An 18791-nucleotide genomic window follows, 5' to 3' on the forward strand; every position below is an offset into this window, starting at 1 on the left:
ATCACCACGACGCGGCCACCGCATAAGGTCAGTCGTCTTTCGGCGTATGGGATGCTGCGAGCGCCGTACCACCCGCTCCAAGGATCGCCGCCGCGAGCGCTAGCCACAGTGAAACGTCAGTCTCAGCCACTACCCCATACCCGACAAGAATCGGCAACAGTGCGGTCAGTACGAGGTAGATCCATTGCCGCACAGCAGGCGTCAACCAGGTCACTTCTTCACCACCTTCGAAACGCCGGACGGATCCCAGATCAGGTCGGCATGCTCGAATGACTGGATTCGACCTCCGGTACCGTTGTCGTGCTCGTCTCCGATCGGCCACCCGAGGACCGGCTCGTAGCCGTCGCGGGCGTACCGCTTGAAGATCTCGCCGTACACCGGGTGACCAACCTGGCCGTCCTGCCGGTAGATGACGGCACGCTCGAACGCCTGGATATCGCCGCCGTTGATGGTGGTGGCGACGTTGACGGGGTAGCCGTAGCCCTTCTCGAAGCCGTGCTCAGCCCAGGTCTCGAAGATGCGGTTGGGGATCGCGTACGCACCGGTCGTCGCCGTCCAGTACACGTAGCCGTTTTCGAACTTGGCGAACCGGCCGCGCCTGTCGGGGCAGACCTTCTCGCCGACGGTGATTCGCTTTCCGAGCCACTGGTTCTTGCCAGCGCACTCGTCGATCCGGTTCACCACGGGCGCGGTCGGGGCGGGCGCGAGGACCGCGCGGAGGTCTGCCTCGAAGACGTCCCACGGGAAGTTCGGACCGACATCGGTGTGGGTGCCGATACCGAGAACGCGTGTGACGAAGTTGTGGTCGCTGATGCACGCGACGTCGCCCTTCGGGTATGGGCGGCCCTGGACAACAGCGCGAAGGTACGGGTACTTCTTCGCGTCCTCGGCGAACGTCCACGCGGCGATGCGGATCGCGTTGCGGAACTTCGACAGCCACACCTCGCGCGACTGGCTTGCGCGGGACCCTGCGAAGCAGAAATTGATCGATCGGTTGTTCGCATCGAGGACCGACCACGAGCCGTAGTCGGTGTCGACCATCGCGACGAGCGTCGAGTCGTCGGCGATGTAGTGGTACGAGAATGCGCCGCTTGCGTTGCCGCTTCGGACGAGGTTCTCGGCCGTCGACGAGCCTTCCTCGGTGTGGAGGAAGAAGTACGGCACGCGGGCACCGTTCCGCGACTGCCTGTTCGGTCCCAGTAGCTCGAGGTACCGGAATGTGGGTTTGCCCATGGATTGCCTCCTGATATGCGAAAACCCCGCTGATGGCGGGGTTGATGATGAACCGAGCTGAGACTCAGCTCGTGCTGTTGGCGATGGCGTTGATGCCGCCGGCGACCATGCCGATCTTCTCGACCACCCGATCCCAACCGGACCGTAGATTCAGATCGTCGCCAAGCGTCACCGTCGTCACCTTCTGTTGACCAGGCGTATGCTCCACCTCAGCCGCCGACACATACTGCTCCACACTCGTCCCGAAGTCCGTGTCCGTGAACGTCATGATGTCGCCAACCTTGAACCGCCGTCCTGACCCGTCATCCTCACCCAGCTCGTACCCGGCATTGCCGGCCAGAACAGTCAGCTTCAACGTGTCTTGGCCGCCGATCTCCTTCAACTTCGACGAGCCCGCAGCAAGCGCATCGAGCGAGAATGCCGACGTCGAATCAGCAAACCGCTCCGGCAGCGCGTGCCGCCCAAGTTCGGCCTTCAGGTCCTCATCGGAGAACATGTTGTAGGCGAAGAAGATGTCGTTGAACAAGTCCCCTACGACGGGGGCGGCCCCGCCGATCTGCAGCGCGGACATTGCTCCTTGGATGAGGAGGTTGATTGCCATCTGGATGAGGTTGTTGGCGATCTCTGGCGCTTTGCCGCCGACGATGGCCTGATATCCCTCGGGGTGGGTGACGTACCGTTCGACGTCGATAATGTTGCCGCCGTCGGTGCGCCACTCCATGTGCCGGCGGTCCCGCTTCTCGACCGTATCCAGCACGTAGCAGGGCTTCGTTGCCTTCAGCCAGTTGTTCGGGTTCGCCAACCCGAGGATGTTGCCGGGGTTGAGGAAGTAGAAGAAGTGTTCGAGCCCCTCCCACGAGATGATGTTCTCGAGGTGTCCGAGGCTGTCGGCGTTGAACACCTGGCCTGGGTCGGGGTCGATTCCGGGCCGGTATGCGTTGATGATTGGGGCGCGGTCCGAGATTGAGAAGTGATGCTTGTGTAGCTCATCGAGCGGAGTCATCCGCGCCCACACCGCCACCAAATCATCAGTGCTGTCCGCGATGTAGTCCAGGAGGTTGTCAACCGAACTGACGTTGTTCAAGTTAGGGAGGCTCGGCACGTCGTACTTGATCGGCAGTTTCGCATACACCGGAGACAACATCCGTGTGTAGTTCTTCGCCGAAAAGTACTTGTAGACGCCATCCAATGGCCCGAATCCGATGTCGTGCTTCGGGAACTGGAACTCGGGTCTCGGGAACAGTGGTTGCGGCCACGCGAGCGCCGACGACTGCCAGATCAGGTTGTTGACCATGGAGACTGTGACGATCTCCTGGCCTGGCCTCCCCTTGTAGCGGGCGGCCATTACGCGACCGTCCCAACGGAGACCGTTGTGGTGGACGACGACAGACACGATGCGGCGTCGGCACTGCATTACGAGTTCCGCCATCGGGTGCGTCTTGGCGATCTGAACCTCGGCGACGGCGGGGATACCCCACGCCCACTGGAACTTCGCGCGCTGGTACTCGCCGAATGGTCGCCACGCATTGACGTCGACAGTGTTCGAGGTGTTGATCTCGATGTCGAACAGTTTCGTGTCGGGTTCGGTCGGCCTGCGCGGTCCGAGGATGATGGTCATCCGATCGCCGCCCAATGCTGCTGCGGCAGAACCAGGCGCACACTGTCAGCCGAACCGATGGTCGTGACCGACACCGTCTCCCCTGGTGGGACCGATTTACGGAACGATTGCCGGCCTGCTGCCGACGCCCAGTTGTCTACACCGTCGAGCATGATCCGCGGCAGAGTCGGGTCAGTGTCGATCGTGTACACCTTCCCTGCTGGGATGTTGGCGAGAGCGATCTGTTCCCCGTCGACGCCGATCTTCAAACCGGTAGTAGGCCCGGTGATTTCCCACTGCGGCCATGCTGCGAAGTCGCCACCGTTGGAGACAGTCGTCGGATCGAGGACGTCGATGGCTTCGGACTCCCAGTACGACGAGTCCGAGGTAAGTGTCACCCCGCCGTTGCCGACGTACTGGGCTGACCGGAGCTTCGATGGTGCTGGACCACCGTATGATCCGGAGTTTCGGACCCACTGCCAACGGTCGGTGCCTTGATCGTCGACGACATGGAATTCGGCGAGTTCACGTCCGGTTCCGAGGGATCGGCGCCACGTGATCGCCGCCTCCATCAGCTCGTCGGAGTCGAAGCCTATGCCGCCTCCGAAGCGGTACAGGAGCTTGATCTGGTTCGGCTTGTCCTGCTGCCCCTTGTAGAAGGCACCGCCCTGGTTCACGTTCTCCTGCATGGCGGGATCGTGTGGGGGGCCGTCGAGTCCTTCCGGGTCGACCGTGAGGCGGATCGGTGATTCGGGGTCGGATAGGTCGATGCGGGTGTCTCCGTCTACGCCGATGAGGTAGTAGTCGACCATTAGCGCATCACCGCCGACCGCATCATGGCGTCCTGGACTGCCTTGTCCTGGGTTTGCCGGAGCTTCCCCATGTCCTCCACGACGATCTGCCCTCCTTCTCCTACGTAGATTCCGATCGACCCCACGCGACCTTCCTTGATGACCTCGTCGAGTTTCTGCGCGATGTCGTCCAGGATCGGGAACGATGTGCTCCCCGTGGACAGTCCTTGGAAGGTGCCGTCGGTGCCGATCGCCGACGCCGCCATCGCTGCCCCGCCGTACCCGGCGACCCCGAGTCGATACAGCTGCTCGAGGTAGTAGCCGAGAGCGTGGTCGAGGATGCCGACCTTGGCGACCGCCGGATCGGTGTAGCCACCGAAGCCGGAGGTGAATCCGCCGACCGTGCCGCCGTCCGCGTGGAACTCCGGCCACCGGCCGGTGCGGTTGAGATGCTGCAGTCCCGCCCGCACTCCGGGCTGTGTCGCGACATCTCGACGGATGACCTCTTCGCCGGGCTCGCCCATCATCGGGATGATGTCGCCGCGCCCAGTGCCCGGGATCGTGCCGCCGTGGAGACGCTTGACGACGTCAGGCTGCTCCGGATTCCCGTTGTAGATACGTCCGCCACCAAGCGTGAACAGTCTCTTGCGGCCGGTATCTGTGGCCGTGCTCGTCGTCGATGCCGAGGTATCCGGAGTGCTTGCAGGCGGCGTGTAGCCGGTGCCGACACTGTCGAGATGGCCTCCGGTGACATACACCTGCGACCCGACACTCGACCCCGAGGTGGACCCGCTGTCGGTTCCGGTTCCGACACTCGGCCCCAATTCGGCGAGCATCTTCGATGCTGCGTCATCCTGGCTCTTGATCTCCGTGAGGTAACCCTGGCGGCCGTTAGCGACAGCCTCCGCCGCCGACGACTCGCCCGGCCGCTGCTGCAGCCAGAAGATCTGGTCGTAGATTTCCGCGTCAGGGTCAGCTGCCCGCTTCTCATCCAGCCGGTCGTAGAAGCCCGTGATGTTCGTGTTCGGATCGTCACGACCTTCGTAGGACTCGTCCTGCTGGAAGATCCCGTGCCACGCGCCTCCCCCGCCATTCGCGTTCGGATCGAGGTTCGATTCCTGGATCGCGGTCGCCAGTACAGCCTTGATCTGGTCGTCGGTGTAGCCGCGCTTGCGGCCCTCGGCGATGATCTTGCGGGCGACATCGTCACGCGATGACGACGACGTCAGGGTTACGTCCTGGATCTGTTGACCGGTCGATCCTTCCGCCCCAGGTGCGGGGATCGAGTAGCTCTGCCGCGAGTGGACGTGATTCTGGTGTTCCGCCCAGTCGTCGCGGTAGTAGCCAGGCTGCGACGTGCCCGGCCCGACGAGTTCACCGTCGGCAACGCCGATCTGCTGCCCCGTTTCCGGGTTCTGGAAGATCACCTGCTCCATGTCGGACTTGCGTGACACGAAGTACTCGGCGAGCCGCTGCATGTCGGCGACGCTGCCGGACCAGTCGATTCCCTTGTTGAGGCCCGACGACTCCTGGTGGCCGGCATACGTCGAGGCCTTCACATTGAAGGCCGCTTCGAGATCATGGACCCACTGCGGGAAGATGCTCCCGGACGATCCGTACCCGCCGGTATCGGTACCTGCAGGCAGACCGTACGGCTCCCGGCCGGCGACGCCGCCGTTCGCGAAGGCGGTCACAGTGGACGGTCCACGAGGCCCGGTGAACTGGGATATCCACGGAGTTGGCTTGCTGAGAATCGCCGAAATCTGATTAGCGAAGCCACCCCGCCGCAGTAGCCCCACGACGCCGCGCATCGCATCGACCGGCATCAGTGCGTACCCAAACCGTCGAGCCGTCTCGTCCAGGATTGCCGTGGACCGGCGACGCTTCGACGGCGCCCCGGGGATGTAGGACTCCCACCAGGTTTCACCCTCAGCCCACCGCACCAGCCCGGAGCCTCGGCCTTTCTCGATGACGGCCTGGTCGGGCATCGACTGCACGCCAGCGGGGCGCACACCACCGCTCGCGTACTCCGTGATCGAACCGTTCGCGTTGGAAAGGCCCTGCTCCTGCGACTTCTGGACCAGGTTCGCGTGGAACTCCGCCTCCCAGTCGGACGCTCCACGCTGGATCATGTCGACGTAGATCTTCTTCCGGCCGTCTTCCTGCGCCTTGGTCACGCGCCGCCAGAACTCGGCGTCGTCGGGGTTGATGACGATCGTTCCGTCTGGGAGCCGCTGGACCTCGATGCCCAGCGCCTTCAGCCGGGCGATGTTCGCGTCACTCGTGTCGGTGATCTTCACGAAGCCGTCGGGGAGCGTCTCGGTGGTCACACCGAGGGTTTCGAGGGCGGCCTGTGCCTTCTTGGCGTCCTCGTCGGAGATGACGAGCTTGCCATCGATCACCGAGTACTTGATCTTCATCTCGTCGAGCTTCGCGCGCACCGCGGGCGTATTGTCGACCAGCGTGTACTTGCCCTCGACGGGCTGTGCGCCCTTGACCTGCACCTGGTTCAGCTTCGCGATGGCTGCCTCGGTGCCCTGCAGGTCGAGCTTCGTCAGGATCTCGCTCGGCACACCGAGGTACCGATCGGCCATGCGCTCCGCGGCCTCAGCGCTGACACCGGCAGCGGTCGCCTGATCGATCAGACTCTGACGGAGCGGATCTACCTTCGACCTCACATAGTCGAGCGCCTCGGCCGGCCCCATGTTCTCGGCCCTGGCGTGCTCCATCGCAGCAGCCGCGGTCTGGTCGTAGGTCTTGCCGAGATCGACGACCTTGTCCTGAAGGGCGCCATACTTCGCGATGGCATCTGGGGTGTCGAAATTGATCGAGCCGTCGGCCTTGACCGCAGCAGCATCGACCTGGCCCCACGCCTCGGCGAGGTCCTTGATAGCTGACGAGGACGCCTGCAGAGCCTCTTCCTCAGTGAGGCGGTCATCGCGCAGAGTGTTGAGCGCCTTCGACAGCTTGTCGACCTTCGACGCCGCGCCGTCGGTGGACTCCGAGAACTCCACCATCGCCTTCGACATAGCTCCGGCGGACCTCGAAGACCCGTCGAAGCTGACCTTTACATCGCCGGTAGCCTTCGCCATCTGCATCGCTTTGGACTGAGCGACGTCGATCTCCTTGCTCATCTTCAGCATCTGCAGGGCGAGCTTCGCTGACTGGTCGCGGCCTTCCCCATGAGCATCGGCCATAGAGTTCAGTTCTGGGATGAAAGCGCGGACCGCACCGTTTCCTTGGGTGACGACATCGAGCAACTTCTGCTCCGACAAACCGAGTTTCTCGGCAGTGTCAATCATGCCGTTTTCGACCATCTGCTTAGCAACCATATTGCGGATGTTCGAGTCGATCGCGCCGCCGGATTCTCGCAGCGCGTCGGCGTACTCCATCGTGCGCGCTTTGGCTGCCTCCGACGCCTGCGCGTCCGCCTGCTTCTTCTGCATCCACAATCCGAGAGCCGCGGTGGCACCTGCGATCGCGAGCCCCCACGGTCCTCCGAGCGCGCCGATGAGCCCTGATGCTGCGCCCTTCATTCCGGTCATCGCACCAGCGGCGAGACCGGCTGCACGGGGAAACCGCTCAGCGCCGATCGCGGCGTTGACGAACGCTGACTGCATCCGTGCCAGGATCGGGACATGGGAACCGAGATTTGCTACCGAGCTCCCGAATCGTCCCATTTGGACTGGTCCCTGCGCCGACATGACGGTTGTTTGGGCTGTCACTCCTCGGAGGGCGTTCGCGACGCGGTTGCCCGCCACCGGGACGCGTTCCCCCATGAAATGGGCCGCGACACGAAATGCAACAACACTGCCCAGTGCTGCCTGGATTGGTCCGGGGAGGCTGTTGAATGCTGATCCTGCTGCGCCGACAGCCGAAGCTATGCCCTCCACTGCCCCCAGTCCTGGGCCCGAAAGGAGGTCAATGAACGGCTGCACGACGGGAATGAGCTTCTCGCCGACGGCGGCCTGGGTTTCTTCGAGGTTGGCGGTCAGAGTCTTCAGTGATGCACCGAACTTGCCGTTGGAGCGTTCGACGTCGCCGTTGACGTAGGCGAGCTGCTCTTGCATCGCGAGGTAGATCGCCTGGCTCTTCTGGACCTGGGTGAGGTTGCCTCCGGTGATCTCCATGCCGTGCGCGAGTGCGGTCTGCTTGAGGGTGTTGTCGTCGATGAGGACGCCGTACTGTCGCATCGTCTCGGTCTCGCCCGCGTACGCTGATCCCATCGCCTGGATCGCCTCGGCGACGGGGATGCCCTGGAAGCTTGCGAGGTCTGCGGCCAGCTTGGACTGCTCCTTCGAAAATGACACGAGCTGATCGCCTGACAGGCCCATCGCGCGGCCGAAGGTGGCGAACTGGATGGCTGCCCCCTGTGCTTCTCGCTGGGACATGCGCATTGTCGTCGAGGCGGACTGACCCCATTCCTCGATCTTGGCTTTGCCGTCGCCGAAGATGACGTTCATCTGGTTCGTCTGTGCGCCGAGGGCGCGGGCGGCTCCGATGGAGTCGGTCATCGCCTTGATTGTTGCGCCGATGCCGACGCCGATGCCGACGGTGGCGAGGGCGGCCTTGGCGCGGCCCGCTGCTTCTGCGAGTCCGTTGGTCGCGGTGGTCGCCTGGTCTGCGGCACCCTTGACTGTGCGGACGCTGGCTGCGCCTTGTCCTACCTGGGTGACGCTGGTCTGTGCACGCCGTGCCGACTCCGATAGTCGGTTCGTGGACTGTGTCGTCTGGTCGGTTGCGGTGCGGGTCCGACCTTGTGCGGTCGCGGCACCGGTTGCGGCTTGCTCGGTCGCCTTCTCGGCGCGTTTCGCTGACTCGGCGAGGTCGTTGGTCGCCTTGGTGGTGCGTTCAGTCTCGGTCCGCGCTCGGCCCTGCGACTTCGCGGCACCGTCACCGATCTGCTCGACAGCCTTCGCGGCAGACTTCGACGAGTCGGCGAGCTTGTCAGCCGCCTGACTGGTCTTCTCGATGTCAGTCTTGGCGCGACCCATTCCGGCGGTGAAACCGGAGTCGTCCAAGCCGAGTTGGGCGACGAGGCGTCCTACGATCAGTGCCAAGGCGTGGCCTCCTGTCAGATGGCACGGCTAAGATCCGCGCATGAAGAAGATGGGGTTTGCCGCGATCGCGGCGGCTGTGCTCGTTGTCGGCCTCGCCGGATGTGGTGGTCCGAGCAGCGATGACTATTGGCAGGACGCTGCCAAGGATGCGTGCCAAAAGTCGGTGGCGTCGAAGATCATCGACAACAGTCCGTCATTCAAGAACGTCAAGGTCGAACCCGATGGCGACGACCGCTTCAAGGTGACCGGCTCCTTCATCAGTTCCGAGTTCACGGTGACGAAGCGCGCGTTCACGTGTGACGCGTGGATGGACGGATCGCAGGTCGCCGCACGCGCCATCATCGGCAAAGTCGAAGAGACCTACAGCTAACCGGCCCTGAGTGCGAGGCCGAGGCGAGGGCCCCGGTTGATCAGATCCTTCAACCGGACCTCCAACCATCGCCACGACCGTTCCTGCAGCAACACCCGATCCTCGACGTCCACCCCGAACACCTCGTGCAGGTCGCATTCGGCGGCCCGCCAATTCAACAGAACGTCACGGACTGTGACCTCGCGCATCGGGATCACCGGCTCCGCGACAGGCACCACCGCGTTGTACCGATCCCGAATACCCGTCACAGGGTTGTAGTCCGTCCCCCCAGGATCATCAGACCCGTACGCCCCAGGACGCGGATCGTACAGGCCGTACCTACCCTCGACTAGGTGGTCTTCTTCTGGGTCCGCTTCGCCGCCTTCTTGGCCGGTGCCTTCGCCCGCCGAGCCGCCCGATTCGGTTCCGGCTTGGCGGGCAACGGGTTTCCCTCCGACCCCGCACCATCCAGCGACGCGACCAAACCCGTCCGCCAGTGCGTCTCTGCCGTCAACCGACCCATACCGACATCGATCAGCGCAGTGCGGCCGGCGTGCATCAACTCTTCCCAGCCGACACCGTCAGCATCCATCTGCGACCACACGCCACCAACCCAGGTTCCGTGATCCTGCTCCTCGACGACCGGGTTACCGTCAGCGTCGAGGACCGGTTCACCAGTCATCGGGTCGAGCACAGTGACAGTCTGCACATCAGGCTCCCAATGGGCACCGAGAATATCGGCAATGAACTCGAGTTCGGTCGCATCCGAGATGACCTTAGACATGAAGGCCTGCCTGATCTTCAACCCAACTGAAGCGTTCGGCTGCGGAATCCTGTATTCCTTACCGCGGATCGTCAGATACAGGTCCGGGTCGTGGAAGTCCGCCAGGTCGGCGAACGCATTGTGAGACAACTGAAATGCCCTCCTATTTCAGTCTCGGTGGTGGGTTACGGCGTGGTCGTCGGCTTGGTGATGTCCTTCGGCTTGCCGCGACCGGTCAGGGTGCCGCCGAACTTCTGCAGCTCGGTCGGCTTGCCCCCCTTGAGGGAGCAGTCGACGGCGTAGTGCGCCTCGACAGCTTCCGACATCTCGTCGGTCCGCCAGTAGCGTCCGTGGATGTGGGCACCCTTGCCGGTCTGCTTCGATGCTTCGACGAGAACCTGCATGCCGGGGTCGGGCACGAAGTCCGGGTCCGATTCGCCCTTGACGAGGCCTTCGATGGTGATGGAGTGGGCGTTTCCGGTGACGGCCTGCGACTCCCAACCGTCGCTCGTGATGTCGGTGTCGTCTTCGAGCTTCGGCTTGTAGGTCGGTTCGAAGTTGGTGAGTCCGTTGACGAACACCCAGGTCGGCGTCTCGGTGGTGCCGGTGTTGACCTGGAAGGCGTAGCGGCCGGCGGGGATGGTGTCGAGGGCGCTGCCGTCGGGCGGAAGGAGGGGCGTGGTCATGGAGTTACTCCTGGGTTGAGGCGGATTTCGTAGGAGTCGCACCGCATCCACCGGCCGTTCTGGTCGGTTTCGATGGGGGCGACGATGGTGCGCTGCACCCATGCGGGGTGCAGCCCGCCCGGCCAGGGGCCGGGAGTCAGGGTGTGCAAGGCTGTGAAGCCTTTGTCGGCGATCCGGTGGACGGTGCGGGGGTCTCGGTCTCCGCGCCACCGCAACTGCACTCGCATCAGCGGATTGTGCTGGTGCGTGAACACATCTGGGTCGGTGTCGTAGTGGTTGATTGCGACCGCGGTATCAGGTTTGTCGTGCAGCATCCCGAAGTAGATGGCGGGTGCTGTGACGGTCGGCTGGTATATGCCGTCGGCGGCGAAGGTCGCCACACCGGCATCGTTCATATACTGGGCGAGACTGTCGAGGAGTCGAGTGACTGTGGGTGTGCTCATCCGATCTCCGGTGGCGCTTCCTCGGTGATCTCAACAGTCGGGTCGCTGATGTCGGGCGCCTGCTGGGTTGTCGGAGGGCGTGGAGTCCGCTTCTTCTTACCGGTTTCCATGGTGTGGCCGTGGACGCGGATTCGTGCGGCCTGCGCGGCGTCCACCTCGGCTTCGGCGACACCGTTCTTGAAGTTGAGTTCCTGGCAGGCGATGACGATGCGTCCGGTGTATCCGGGGGTTTTGTGGCGGATGATCACGAGTTGCCTCCGAGGTGCTTCGAAAGTTGGGTGGCGATGGTATGTTCGAGCCGGTCAGCGTTGCCTGTGAGTGCGGTTTCGAGGTACTTGGCCTGCCGTCCGGCGTCGTGGGACCATCCAATCTCTTCGTGCTGGCGGGCGGCGTACACCGATGTGTATCCGACGGCGGCTTCGGTGCCCTCTGCGATGACGACACCGGACCGGATGAGTGCCCCGGTCTCGATAGGTGCCCTGCGGTTCGACTCGTCGAGGAGGACTTCGCCGGCGACCGTGAGTGCCGATTCGGCGCCCCCTTCGATGGCTGCGGTGATCTTGTCGCCATCCCATTCGAGTGTCATTCGATCTCGATTCGGTAGTGGTTCGGGGTGACGCCCGGGATCGCTTCGTTGCGGCCCGATGCGATCACGGTCCGCTCATGCGATTCGCCTGGGAGGGTGACGCGGGAACCGGACGGGATTGGCGGAGTGTCGAGGGGCCCGGACCAGCGTGCAGAGGCGACAGTCTCCTCCCCCGCCGCGTTGCGGACGAGTCGGGTCTTTCGGGACAGCCGCCCCAACTCGACGGTGGGGTCGGCATACCTGTCGCCGTATGGGCCGGAACCGAGCAGGCGCCGCACCGTGACTGGGATGGTCCACCAGATTGCGAGAGGGTCGGTCATTGGACTTCGGGTCCGGCAAGGCCGACCGCGGTCAGCAGCGAGTACGAGGTGGGTGAGAGTGCTTCGGCGGCGCGGATCTTCGCGCGCACCGATGTGCCAGCGTCGTACGACACCGACCCGCCATCAACACTGGTCGAGGTGATCTGTGGTTCCATCGCAGCCAGGCCGCCCGCCGGGTCAATCCCGAGCGACAGCCACACCTCCACTTGCGCGCACGTCGCGTCGCGCATCGCCTCGAGGAGATCAGGGTCGGTGGGTTTTCCTGCACTGTCGACGTCATAGAGGTCGTTGCGGCAGGCCCGGCCAACCATGATTGATGCCTGCCGGAGCATCCGTGCGATCGGCTTGTCGGCGTCCGGGGTTTCGCCGAGCCATGTTTCGATGTCGGCGGCGGTCGCGTAGATCAGCACCATCAGCGGAGGCTCCTATGCGGTTGTGGGGTGTCAGCCGGGCTGCGGGAGGGCCACACAGCCCGGCTGACGATCGGAGGGGACTACGAATCCGACTTCGCCCGCGGCTTGCGGGCTGGCTTTCCGTCGCTGATGTCGTAGCCGCGGCGACGAAAGTACGCCAGGGCTGCGGGGTTGTCGGTGATGGCGGTTCCGTCGGTGAAGACGACACCGCACACCGATTCCCCGCTGTACCCCTTCACGGGAGCGGTGACAGTGAACATCAGGAGACCTTGACTCCTCGCAGCACTGCGGCGGCCTTGGTCGCCTTCAGTGCGCAGCCGACGGGGCCCATCTCGACCTCGCCACGCTTCACAGCGCCCGCGTTCGAGAAGTCCGGCAGCCACGTCTGAATGACCTGCGACCCCATGGTCGTGACGGCGTGGAACCCGTCGAGGCCGACGCGGATCGCGTAGATGTCGGTGGTGCCGGTCGTCGAATCGATCGGGATCACCGGATCGGAGGTGCCGGCCTTCTCGCCGGCGTCGATGAGGGTGATGCCTCCGTAGGTTTCACGCTCGATCGGGCGACCGCCGGAGCCGATCAGGCCCTCGACGGGGTCCTTGACGTACTGGCCGCTTCGGCGGACTGCGGCGCGGACGCGGGCGAGGGCACGCTTGTTGGCGACGAGGAATGTCGGCGCACCGTCGAGCGCCATCAGGAACTCGTCGATGACGTCGAGAGCCTTGTGCTCGGCTCGCGGGTCGGTGTCGAAGTCGGTCCAGTCGGCGGTCGAGGTGATCTCGGTCGCCGAGCCGGTCAGCGCCTTGTCGAGGCCGTCGAAGCCGTTGGCGTCGGTGGCGGTGTCGCCGTTGATGAGGGCGTCCTGGAACTTCGCCGAGGTAGCCTTGGCGAGCTGCTGGATGTGCAGTGCGATCTGGCCGGATGCGGCCGGTCCGAGCTTGGCGATGACGCGGTCGATCGAGAACGATCCACCGAGGACGGCCAGGTTGACCGACTTCTGAACGGTGGTGACCGCCTGGTCCGTGTACTCCTTGTTGAGTTCGCGGAACGCGCTCGATGCCTGGTCGACGAGTCGCCGGTACCCGTAGGTGAGGGTGGCTCCGCCGCCGGCGGGGTTGACGGCGTCGTCGAAGATCATGCCGTCGAGCAGCGCCGAGACCTTGCGGAACTCGTCGATGACGAACGGATCGTAGTCTTCCTGGGTGTTGCGCTTCGCTTCCGCGAGAGTCACGGGTGCCATAGGGGTCTCCTAGGGTTGGGTGCGCCTCGCGGACGCGAGGACGTTCTGGGATTACTTGGACAGGTGCGCGGACAGCGCACCGGTGAGGGTGTTTGGCTTGGTCGGTCCCTTGCCGCCGCCATGCTCGGTGCCGGACGCACCAGCGGGTGCAGCGGCAGTGATGCGGGCTGCGAGCTTCTTGGCGCGTTCGTCGATCTGGTCGGCGGGGATGCCGTCGAGGAGGTCGAGGTCATCCTTCGAGAGTCCGTGGTCGACGGCGGCCTGAAGGAGTGCCGCGCGACGTTCGGCGGCCTCGGCGCGGTCGGCGATCTCCTTCTGCGCGGCCTGCGCCTTCTCAACCTCGGTCATCTCGGCAGCCTTGCGGTCGGCGAGTTCCTTGGCTGCGGCGGCGTTCTCTTTGGCGCGCTGCTCGTGCTTACGCGAGTGCGCCAGGGTCTCCTTGTACTTCGCTTCCCAATCGACCTGCTCCGGCTGCTGGGCGGTCGTCTGATCCTGTGCAGGATCGACGCCGGTCTGCAGCTCGTCGGCGGTGTCTGCGGTGGCTTCGTCAGCCATGTTGTTTCTCCTGCCCATGCGGGACTGGACCCGCCACCGTGCGGTGTGCGGGTCGGATGGATGAAAAATGGTGTGGGCTTGATGCCCGATCCTCGCCCTAGTGGGGCGGGAAGTTCTACGGTGTCGCCATGGCAGAGAACTACGAGCGACGCACTGGCGGTAACTGCATGACCTGCGGCCGACCGCTTCGAGAGAAGCGGATGATCGAGCGAGCGTTCGGAGGCGAGGTGTACATCGACCGCACTGAGGGGCCTACCTGCTTCAATGCTTCATGTGAGGCGCATCAGGAGTACCGCCGGAACCACTAGCGTGCGGCGGTGATGGATTCTCGGTTGCGCTGACGTTTCGCGGTGCTGGTCGCAACATGCTTGGCGATGTCCTTCTGCGCGGCCTTCACCTTCGCGCGTGCGACCCGCTTCCCCTCCGGCGTGATCGCCGCCAACTCCTCACGCTTCGCCGCCCGCACCCGCCGCTCCAACGCCCGCAGCTTCTGACGATCGCGATCCCCTTGCGGGTCCGCGGTCTCACCGAACGATCGCGTCACACCAGGCACGTACAGGGCGATGCTGTGGCGGCAGCCAGGATGGAACAGGCCGTTGTCGCGTGCCTGCTGCAGGCTCCCCGCGATCGTCTTCCCGTCCTCGGTGACCGATCCGGCGACTGACCCCCATATTGACAGGACGCGGCCCTCGTATCGGCGACACTGGGCGCACTCTTGCGGCACGTCCGACACGATTACGAGATCGTGCCCTTGGGATGCTAGTTGTTGCACGTGGCCTTCGATGCTGGCGTTCATCGCCGCAGCCCGTGACGCCATCTCGACGTAGCTACTCATCTCCCACCGGCGGCCCGCGCGGTCGATGAAGCCGGTGATTCCGCGGCGCGCGTACTCGCGGAGCGCTTCGTCCGCGAGCTGCTGCCGAGTGCCGACGCCGGCCAACTCCTTGGCGGTGACGTCGGCGATGATCCGGCGGTGAATGTCATCCACCGACCGGAGGATTTGCATGTTCGTGCGGGTCGTGACGCCGGTGAGGTCGGCGGCGAGTGCGGTCAGCTTGTACGGGTCGATGAGGTTCCCGATCTGCGCTGACGGGATCGGCGTCGCTGCTTTGCCGACTTGGGCGATCGCGGTGGCGCGGCCACGGTTCGCGGCACCCTCGACCGCGGTCTGTACGGCTGGTTCTGTCTTCCGTTCGAGCTGCGCGAGGAGTTTCTGCGCTTCACGCCGGGTCCGCTGCACCTCAAGCAGTTGGCGTTCGGCCCACTGCGGGGATTCGATACCTTGCTGTACGCGATGGGCGAGCAACTCGAGTAGTGCTGCTTCGGCGACGTCGTAGAGTTCGACGAGTTTGCGGGCGAGGACGGTATGGTCGTCCGGCAGGAACGCCAGCGTCATGCGAGCATCCTACTTCTTCTGCTCGTCGGTCTTGTCCGGCTCGGGCTCAGGATCGTCCGCCAGAGGTCCGTCGTCAGGCTGAGTGGTTTCGTCTGGTCCGGTGATCGAGATCGGCAACTGCGCGTTCTGCTCCCCCAGGATCGCCGCGACCTCGTCGTCGACGCGCTGCTCATCCCACTCCGGGTGCAGCATCGCGACCTTCGTCTGCGTCGACGCCGCACGCGCCCCCTCCCACAACTGCACCGTCTCCGCCAACTGCCGCTCCGACTGCTGATGCATCGCCGGCCACTCGACAGTGATCGTCTCAGTCGGCATCGCACCAGTGTGAAAGATGACCGCATCCAAGGCGAGCTGAATGGTGGCAAGCTCAGCGAGTCCGGACCACAATCGGATGCGCGCGGACCGGGTAGCGTTCGTGTCCCGCTCCTTAGCGTCGACCTCGGTCGCGGTGACGGCGACCTCGTCCTGCAGCCCGAACGTCAACGGCGAGTATCCGGTGCGAGAGATGATGCGGCGGAACAGGCTGTCGAAGGTGGCTTCGTGCTGCTCGATGCGGATCTCGAACTGCTGCGCCTGCAACAGGGACCCCATGCCGCCGTCGTTGTTGACTGGGTTCCCGACCGGTGAGAACACCGAGCGGTCCATCTCGAACTGAGTGCCGCGCCCGGGTCCGAGCTGGTTGAGCATGTTCTCGGACACGAACATGCGGCCCCGCCCGATCGCGAGGTCGTTCATCCACGACGACCAGGTTTCGTCGATGGCATCCATGAGGTGGATGACGTCAGTGGACAGGTCGGGTCGCCCGAGGTCCTTCAACGCTGGTTCGCTGCGCCATTGCGGGTTGGGGCGGTGGTGCGGCATGTATCGGGCAGCTAGCTCGTGAATACCGAGCGCGACCGTGTCGGTGAGGTGCTGGGTTGCAGTGTGGGAGGCGAGGTCCACACGACGCCCCAGCTGATCCTTAGTCCCGACGTACAGGCCGTGCTCGATGACGCCCTTGTCGTAGCGTTCGAGGTGCCGCCACACGGTGCGGTCGTCGTCGGACTGCAGTTCGGTCCAGAAGGTGACGGCGGCGAGCTTCCCCCACCGGAACTCGGGTATCGCCCGGTCCGCGTCGACCCAGTCGATCCAGGTATGTTCGTCGACTTGGTCGTCCCACACGACCCTGCCGTACACGCCGGACAGGGCCGCGGCGGACTCGGCAGCGACGAGCATCCGCGAATAGGTTTCGGGGGTGTTGAGGATGGTGTCGATGCGGTCCGTCAGCTTCTTGTTCTCCCCCGGATCGGAGAACATGACCGGTGACGAGAACAGCGTACTGGCGGCGACTCGGCATACGTCGGCGGCGACCGGCACGTGCAGCTTCTTCGGCTGCGCCTGCCCGGACGGCTGCTTCCCCCACCATGCGGCCTTCGCTGCCCGGTAGGTGCGCCGTACGCGGCCCAACGCCGCCGCGTCGCCCATCTTCCCGCCGTAGAATCCGGCGAGCTTCTCAGGGTCACCTTCCCACCACACCTGTCGTTCCGCGCAGGCGGCGAGAACGAGATCGTGGGGCTTCGGCGGCCATGGGGCGTCGTTGGCGGGTAGGCTCACGCGGCCACCTCCTCCGGGATCGTGGTGTGTAGGTCAGGCAGGTATGGTCGCCACGCCATCCGTGACGAGTGGAGCGCGTACCGCAGGGCATCGCACCAGTGGTCGTTGAGTTTGATCGGGGCGTCTTCGCCCTTCTCGGATGCTTTCGGGTCCCACACGTAGCCGGGGAGTTCGCGCAGAAGGTTGGTGCACGACTCGTGGATCAGCAGTCGCCCCGAGGAAAGGAGCGATGACACGGTGCCGATCCCGTCCAGCACGGAATTGCTGGCCTTGTAGATTGACGGCACCTTGTCAGCGATCAACTGCCCTCGGAATCCTGCGGCGGCAGGATCGACGAAAATCATGTCCGGCGCGCCGTGGTCGGCCATGAATCGTGTCATGGACGCGGATCGTTCAGCATCGGTGCCGGGTCCTGGCGCCCACTCGGCGATCGCGTACAGGCGGTTGTCGACGCCGACTCCGATGAGGATGCCGGCGGTCGGGTTTGTGACGCCGTGGTCGACGCCGAGGGCGAGGATGCGTTGCATGTCGGGCAGGTCGGTGACGATGTGGAGGTCGTCGTCGAACATGCCGTAGATCGCTCCCTCTGCCAGGGACCATTCGCCGTCGATCATGCGTTTGCGCCACAGGCCCGTGTACTGGGCTTCGTAGGCGGCGATGAGGCCGTCGGGCAGATATGCCTCGTTGTCACGGAGGCTGAAGTGGAACACGCGGTGCCCACGCTCATCGGCTCGGTCGATCCACTGCGTTTTCAGCCAGTGCGCGGGCCCGTCGGGGTTGGTGGTGGCACCGATCCAGGCCCCGGGGATCGAGCAGCGGCCCATCAGCTGGTTGAAGAACTCCTCTGACGCGAGCGACACCTCGTCGACGTACGCGATGCACACCGTTAAGCCGCGGATGACGTTCTCGGCGCGCGCATCCGATGAGCCGATGACGTGCACCATGCGGCCGAGGATCGTCGCTGTGGGTGCGCCGCGGTTGTAGTGGACGTGCTGCGCCCATTCCCCGAACAGGGCGGGGTCTTGCATGGGTGCGATGACGTTGCGGTGCAGGGTGTCGCGGGTGCGGCCGATGAGGACGATCTCGCCCGAGGTGGGGGCTTCGGCGATCTGCATCAGGAACCGGACCAAGCTGCCGATGGTTTTCCCGGAGCGGATGGCGCCGTGCCACAGGTTGATCTGCTGGAGGCTGGCGTCTGCTGTGGCGGTGGCGATGGAGTTGCGCTGCTTGGGGGTGAAGCCCCAGTCAGTCATCGTTGATCGCGGTTTCCAATGCGACCTTGAGTCGGGTCAGGGCGCCCTTGGCTGCGTCGACTTCGGTGCCGGCGTTCTGTTCGGCGAGTTTCGCGGCGGCCATGCTGGCGGATGCTGCGGTTTGCATGATCGCTTTGCGGTCGGCGGGTGAGGGTTCGTCTACGTAGGCGTGCTTGTATTCGCCGTCCATGCCGCCGAATGCCCCGATTTCGTGGCCGGTCCACATGCGGTCGAGGGACTTTTCGGCTTCGTCGAGGAAGCGTTGTTCGAGGGCGGCGCGGCGGGTGCGTCCGTCGGCGATGACGGCGGCGGTCGCGGCGGCGGTTTTGGTGCGGTCCCAGTGGAGGCCGAGGCGTCGGGCGGCTCGGTTAACGGTGGACTTGGACCGGTGCATGCGTTTGGCGGTTTCGGTGAGGCTGAGGCCGTCTGCGTGCAGGTTGCGGAGTTGGTCGTCTTCGGTGTCTGTCCAGGGTTGGGTTGGTGGCATGGCGGTTTCCTCCCGTGCGGGTGGCG

The 18791-nt window shown here is 64.5% G+C and carries 21 protein-coding genes; 1 reads left to right on the forward strand and 20 read right to left on the reverse strand.

What is annotated here, in order from left to right:
• Nucleotides 1-28 precede the first annotated feature (28 nt).
• From P5P27_RS20805 to P5P27_RS12135, 5 genes are all read right to left on the reverse strand, one after another.
• The gene (locus tag P5P27_RS20805) at nucleotides 29-322 is read right to left on the reverse strand and encodes a phage holin (protein WP_423201235.1); all 294 of its coding nucleotides are present in this window, start codon (nucleotides 320-322) and stop codon (nucleotides 29-31) included.
• Nucleotides 211-1233 carry an N-acetylmuramoyl-L-alanine amidase gene (locus tag P5P27_RS12120; protein ID WP_278124115.1) on the reverse strand — a complete coding sequence of 341 codons (1023 nt, stop codon included), beginning with the start codon at nucleotides 1231-1233 and terminating at the stop codon, nucleotides 211-213. Before P5P27_RS12120 ends, P5P27_RS20805 begins: the two co-directional genes overlap by 112 nt.
• A 64-nt stretch (nucleotides 1234-1297) precedes the next feature.
• Nucleotides 1298-2851: a Gp37-like protein gene (locus tag P5P27_RS12125; protein WP_278124116.1), complete on the reverse strand. Its 1554-nt coding sequence runs from the start codon at nucleotides 2849-2851 to the stop codon at nucleotides 1298-1300.
• Nucleotides 2848-3642: a hypothetical protein gene (locus tag P5P27_RS12130; RefSeq protein ID WP_278124117.1), complete on the reverse strand. Its 795-nt coding sequence runs from the start codon at nucleotides 3640-3642 to the stop codon at nucleotides 2848-2850. The genes P5P27_RS12125 and P5P27_RS12130 overlap by 4 nt, the downstream gene beginning before the upstream one ends.
• Entirely contained in the window at nucleotides 3642-8681 is a 5040-nt protein-coding gene (locus P5P27_RS12135) for a hypothetical protein (RefSeq protein WP_278124118.1), read from the reverse strand. The genes P5P27_RS12130 and P5P27_RS12135 overlap by 1 nt, the downstream gene beginning before the upstream one ends.
• Nucleotides 8682-8721: 40 nt before the next feature.
• Here P5P27_RS12135 and P5P27_RS12140 point away from each other — a divergent pair, with 40 nt between their 5' ends.
• Nucleotides 8722-9051 carry a hypothetical protein gene (locus P5P27_RS12140; RefSeq protein WP_222111653.1) on the forward strand — a complete coding sequence of 110 codons (330 nt, stop codon included), beginning with the start codon at nucleotides 8722-8724 and terminating at the stop codon, nucleotides 9049-9051.
• Here P5P27_RS12140 and P5P27_RS12145 read toward each other — a convergent pair.
• The 15 genes from P5P27_RS12145 to P5P27_RS12215 form a co-directional block, all read right to left on the reverse strand.
• Nucleotides 9048-9266, reverse strand: a complete 219-nt coding sequence (locus tag P5P27_RS12145; protein WP_222111652.1) for a hypothetical protein — start codon at nucleotides 9264-9266, stop codon at nucleotides 9048-9050. The genes P5P27_RS12140 and P5P27_RS12145 overlap by 4 nt on opposite strands.
• A gap of 113 nt (nucleotides 9267-9379) precedes the next feature.
• On the reverse strand, nucleotides 9380-9943 hold the full coding sequence (locus tag P5P27_RS12150; protein WP_222111651.1) for a DUF7426 family protein: 564 nt from the start codon (nucleotides 9941-9943) through the stop codon (nucleotides 9380-9382).
• 35 nt (nucleotides 9944-9978) lie between these two features.
• A complete protein-coding gene (locus P5P27_RS12155; protein WP_278124119.1) occupies nucleotides 9979-10479 on the reverse strand; it encodes a phage tail tube protein in 501 nt (166 codons plus the stop codon).
• The gene (locus P5P27_RS12160) at nucleotides 10476-10922 is read right to left on the reverse strand and encodes a minor capsid protein (RefSeq protein WP_278124120.1); all 447 of its coding nucleotides are present in this window, start codon (nucleotides 10920-10922) and stop codon (nucleotides 10476-10478) included. Before P5P27_RS12160 ends, P5P27_RS12155 begins: the two co-directional genes overlap by 4 nt.
• A complete protein-coding gene (locus P5P27_RS12165; RefSeq protein WP_278124121.1) occupies nucleotides 10919-11170 on the reverse strand; it encodes a hypothetical protein in 252 nt (83 codons plus the stop codon). The genes P5P27_RS12160 and P5P27_RS12165 overlap by 4 nt, the downstream gene beginning before the upstream one ends.
• Nucleotides 11167-11508 (reverse strand): hypothetical protein, encoded by a 342-nt coding sequence (locus P5P27_RS12170; protein WP_278124122.1) that lies wholly within the window; start codon nucleotides 11506-11508, stop codon nucleotides 11167-11169. The genes P5P27_RS12165 and P5P27_RS12170 overlap by 4 nt, the downstream gene beginning before the upstream one ends.
• On the reverse strand, nucleotides 11505-11828 hold the full coding sequence (locus tag P5P27_RS12175; RefSeq protein WP_278124123.1) for a hypothetical protein: 324 nt from the start codon (nucleotides 11826-11828) through the stop codon (nucleotides 11505-11507). Before P5P27_RS12175 ends, P5P27_RS12170 begins: the two co-directional genes overlap by 4 nt.
• Nucleotides 11825-12238 carry a head-tail connector protein gene (locus tag P5P27_RS12180; protein ID WP_278124124.1) on the reverse strand — a complete coding sequence of 138 codons (414 nt, stop codon included), beginning with the start codon at nucleotides 12236-12238 and terminating at the stop codon, nucleotides 11825-11827. Before P5P27_RS12180 ends, P5P27_RS12175 begins: the two co-directional genes overlap by 4 nt.
• Nucleotides 12239-12321: 83 nt before the next feature.
• Nucleotides 12322-12501, reverse strand: coding sequence for a hypothetical protein (locus P5P27_RS12185; protein ID WP_222111644.1), 180 nt, complete (start codon nucleotides 12499-12501; stop codon nucleotides 12322-12324).
• Nucleotides 12501-13481, reverse strand: a complete 981-nt coding sequence (locus P5P27_RS12190; protein WP_278124125.1) for a major capsid protein — start codon at nucleotides 13479-13481, stop codon at nucleotides 12501-12503. The genes P5P27_RS12185 and P5P27_RS12190 overlap by 1 nt, the downstream gene beginning before the upstream one ends.
• Before the next feature lie 51 nt (nucleotides 13482-13532).
• Nucleotides 13533-14036, reverse strand: coding sequence for a hypothetical protein (locus P5P27_RS12195; RefSeq protein ID WP_278124127.1), 504 nt, complete (start codon nucleotides 14034-14036; stop codon nucleotides 13533-13535).
• A gap of 304 nt (nucleotides 14037-14340) precedes the next feature.
• Nucleotides 14341-15432, reverse strand: coding sequence for a phage minor capsid protein (locus P5P27_RS12200; protein ID WP_278124129.1), 1092 nt, complete (start codon nucleotides 15430-15432; stop codon nucleotides 14341-14343).
• 9 nt (nucleotides 15433-15441) lie between these two features.
• Nucleotides 15442-17025 (reverse strand): phage portal protein, encoded by a 1584-nt coding sequence (locus tag P5P27_RS12205; protein ID WP_278124130.1) that lies wholly within the window; start codon nucleotides 17023-17025, stop codon nucleotides 15442-15444.
• Complete coding sequence (locus P5P27_RS12210) at nucleotides 17022-18278, reverse strand: PBSX family phage terminase large subunit (protein WP_222111639.1); 1257 nt, start codon at nucleotides 18276-18278, stop codon at nucleotides 17022-17024. Before P5P27_RS12210 ends, P5P27_RS12205 begins: the two co-directional genes overlap by 4 nt.
• The gene (locus tag P5P27_RS12215) at nucleotides 18271-18765 is read right to left on the reverse strand and encodes a helix-turn-helix domain-containing protein (RefSeq protein WP_222111638.1); all 495 of its coding nucleotides are present in this window, start codon (nucleotides 18763-18765) and stop codon (nucleotides 18271-18273) included. Before P5P27_RS12215 ends, P5P27_RS12210 begins: the two co-directional genes overlap by 8 nt.
• Nucleotides 18766-18791 lie beyond the last annotated feature (26 nt).

Origin of the sequence: Gordonia sihwensis (assembly GCF_029632925.1) — a bacterium.
In the GTDB taxonomy this organism is placed as follows: Bacteria; Actinomycetota; Actinomycetes; order Mycobacteriales; family Mycobacteriaceae; genus Gordonia; species Gordonia sihwensis.

Excerpts from the sequence above, each read along its gene's own strand:
- P5P27_RS12120 (WP_278124115.1), bottom strand. The coding sequence starts at position 1,233 with ATGGGCAAACCCACATTCCGGTACCTCGAGCTACTGGGACCGAACAGG.
- P5P27_RS12125 (WP_278124116.1), bottom strand. The coding sequence starts at position 2,851 with ATGACCATCATCCTCGGACCGCGCAGGCCGACCGAACCCGACACGAAA.
- P5P27_RS12130 (WP_278124117.1), bottom strand. The coding sequence starts at position 3,642 with ATGGTCGACTACTACCTCATCGGCGTAGACGGAGACACCCGCATCGAC.
- P5P27_RS12140 (WP_222111653.1), top strand. The coding sequence starts at position 8,722 with ATGAAGAAGATGGGGTTTGCCGCGATCGCGGCGGCTGTGCTCGTTGTC.
- P5P27_RS12155 (WP_278124119.1), bottom strand. The coding sequence starts at position 10,479 with ATGACCACGCCCCTCCTTCCGCCCGACGGCAGCGCCCTCGACACCATC.
- P5P27_RS12160 (WP_278124120.1), bottom strand. The coding sequence starts at position 10,922 with ATGAGCACACCCACAGTCACTCGACTCCTCGACAGTCTCGCCCAGTAT.
- P5P27_RS12170 (WP_278124122.1), bottom strand. The coding sequence starts at position 11,508 with ATGACACTCGAATGGGATGGCGACAAGATCACCGCAGCCATCGAAGGG.
- P5P27_RS12175 (WP_278124123.1), bottom strand. The coding sequence starts at position 11,828 with ATGACCGACCCTCTCGCAATCTGGTGGACCATCCCAGTCACGGTGCGG.
- P5P27_RS12185 (WP_222111644.1), bottom strand. The coding sequence starts at position 12,501 with ATGTTCACTGTCACCGCTCCCGTGAAGGGGTACAGCGGGGAATCGGTG.
- P5P27_RS12190 (WP_278124125.1), bottom strand. The coding sequence starts at position 13,481 with ATGGCACCCGTGACTCTCGCGGAAGCGAAGCGCAACACCCAGGAAGAC.
- P5P27_RS12195 (WP_278124127.1), bottom strand. The coding sequence starts at position 14,036 with ATGGCTGACGAAGCCACCGCAGACACCGCCGACGAGCTGCAGACCGGC.
- P5P27_RS12200 (WP_278124129.1), bottom strand. The coding sequence starts at position 15,432 with ATGACGCTGGCGTTCCTGCCGGACGACCATACCGTCCTCGCCCGCAAA.
- P5P27_RS12210 (WP_222111639.1), bottom strand. The coding sequence starts at position 18,278 with ATGACTGACTGGGGCTTCACCCCCAAGCAGCGCAACTCCATCGCCACC.
- P5P27_RS12215 (WP_222111638.1), bottom strand. The coding sequence starts at position 18,765 with ATGCCACCAACCCAACCCTGGACAGACACCGAAGACGACCAACTCCGC.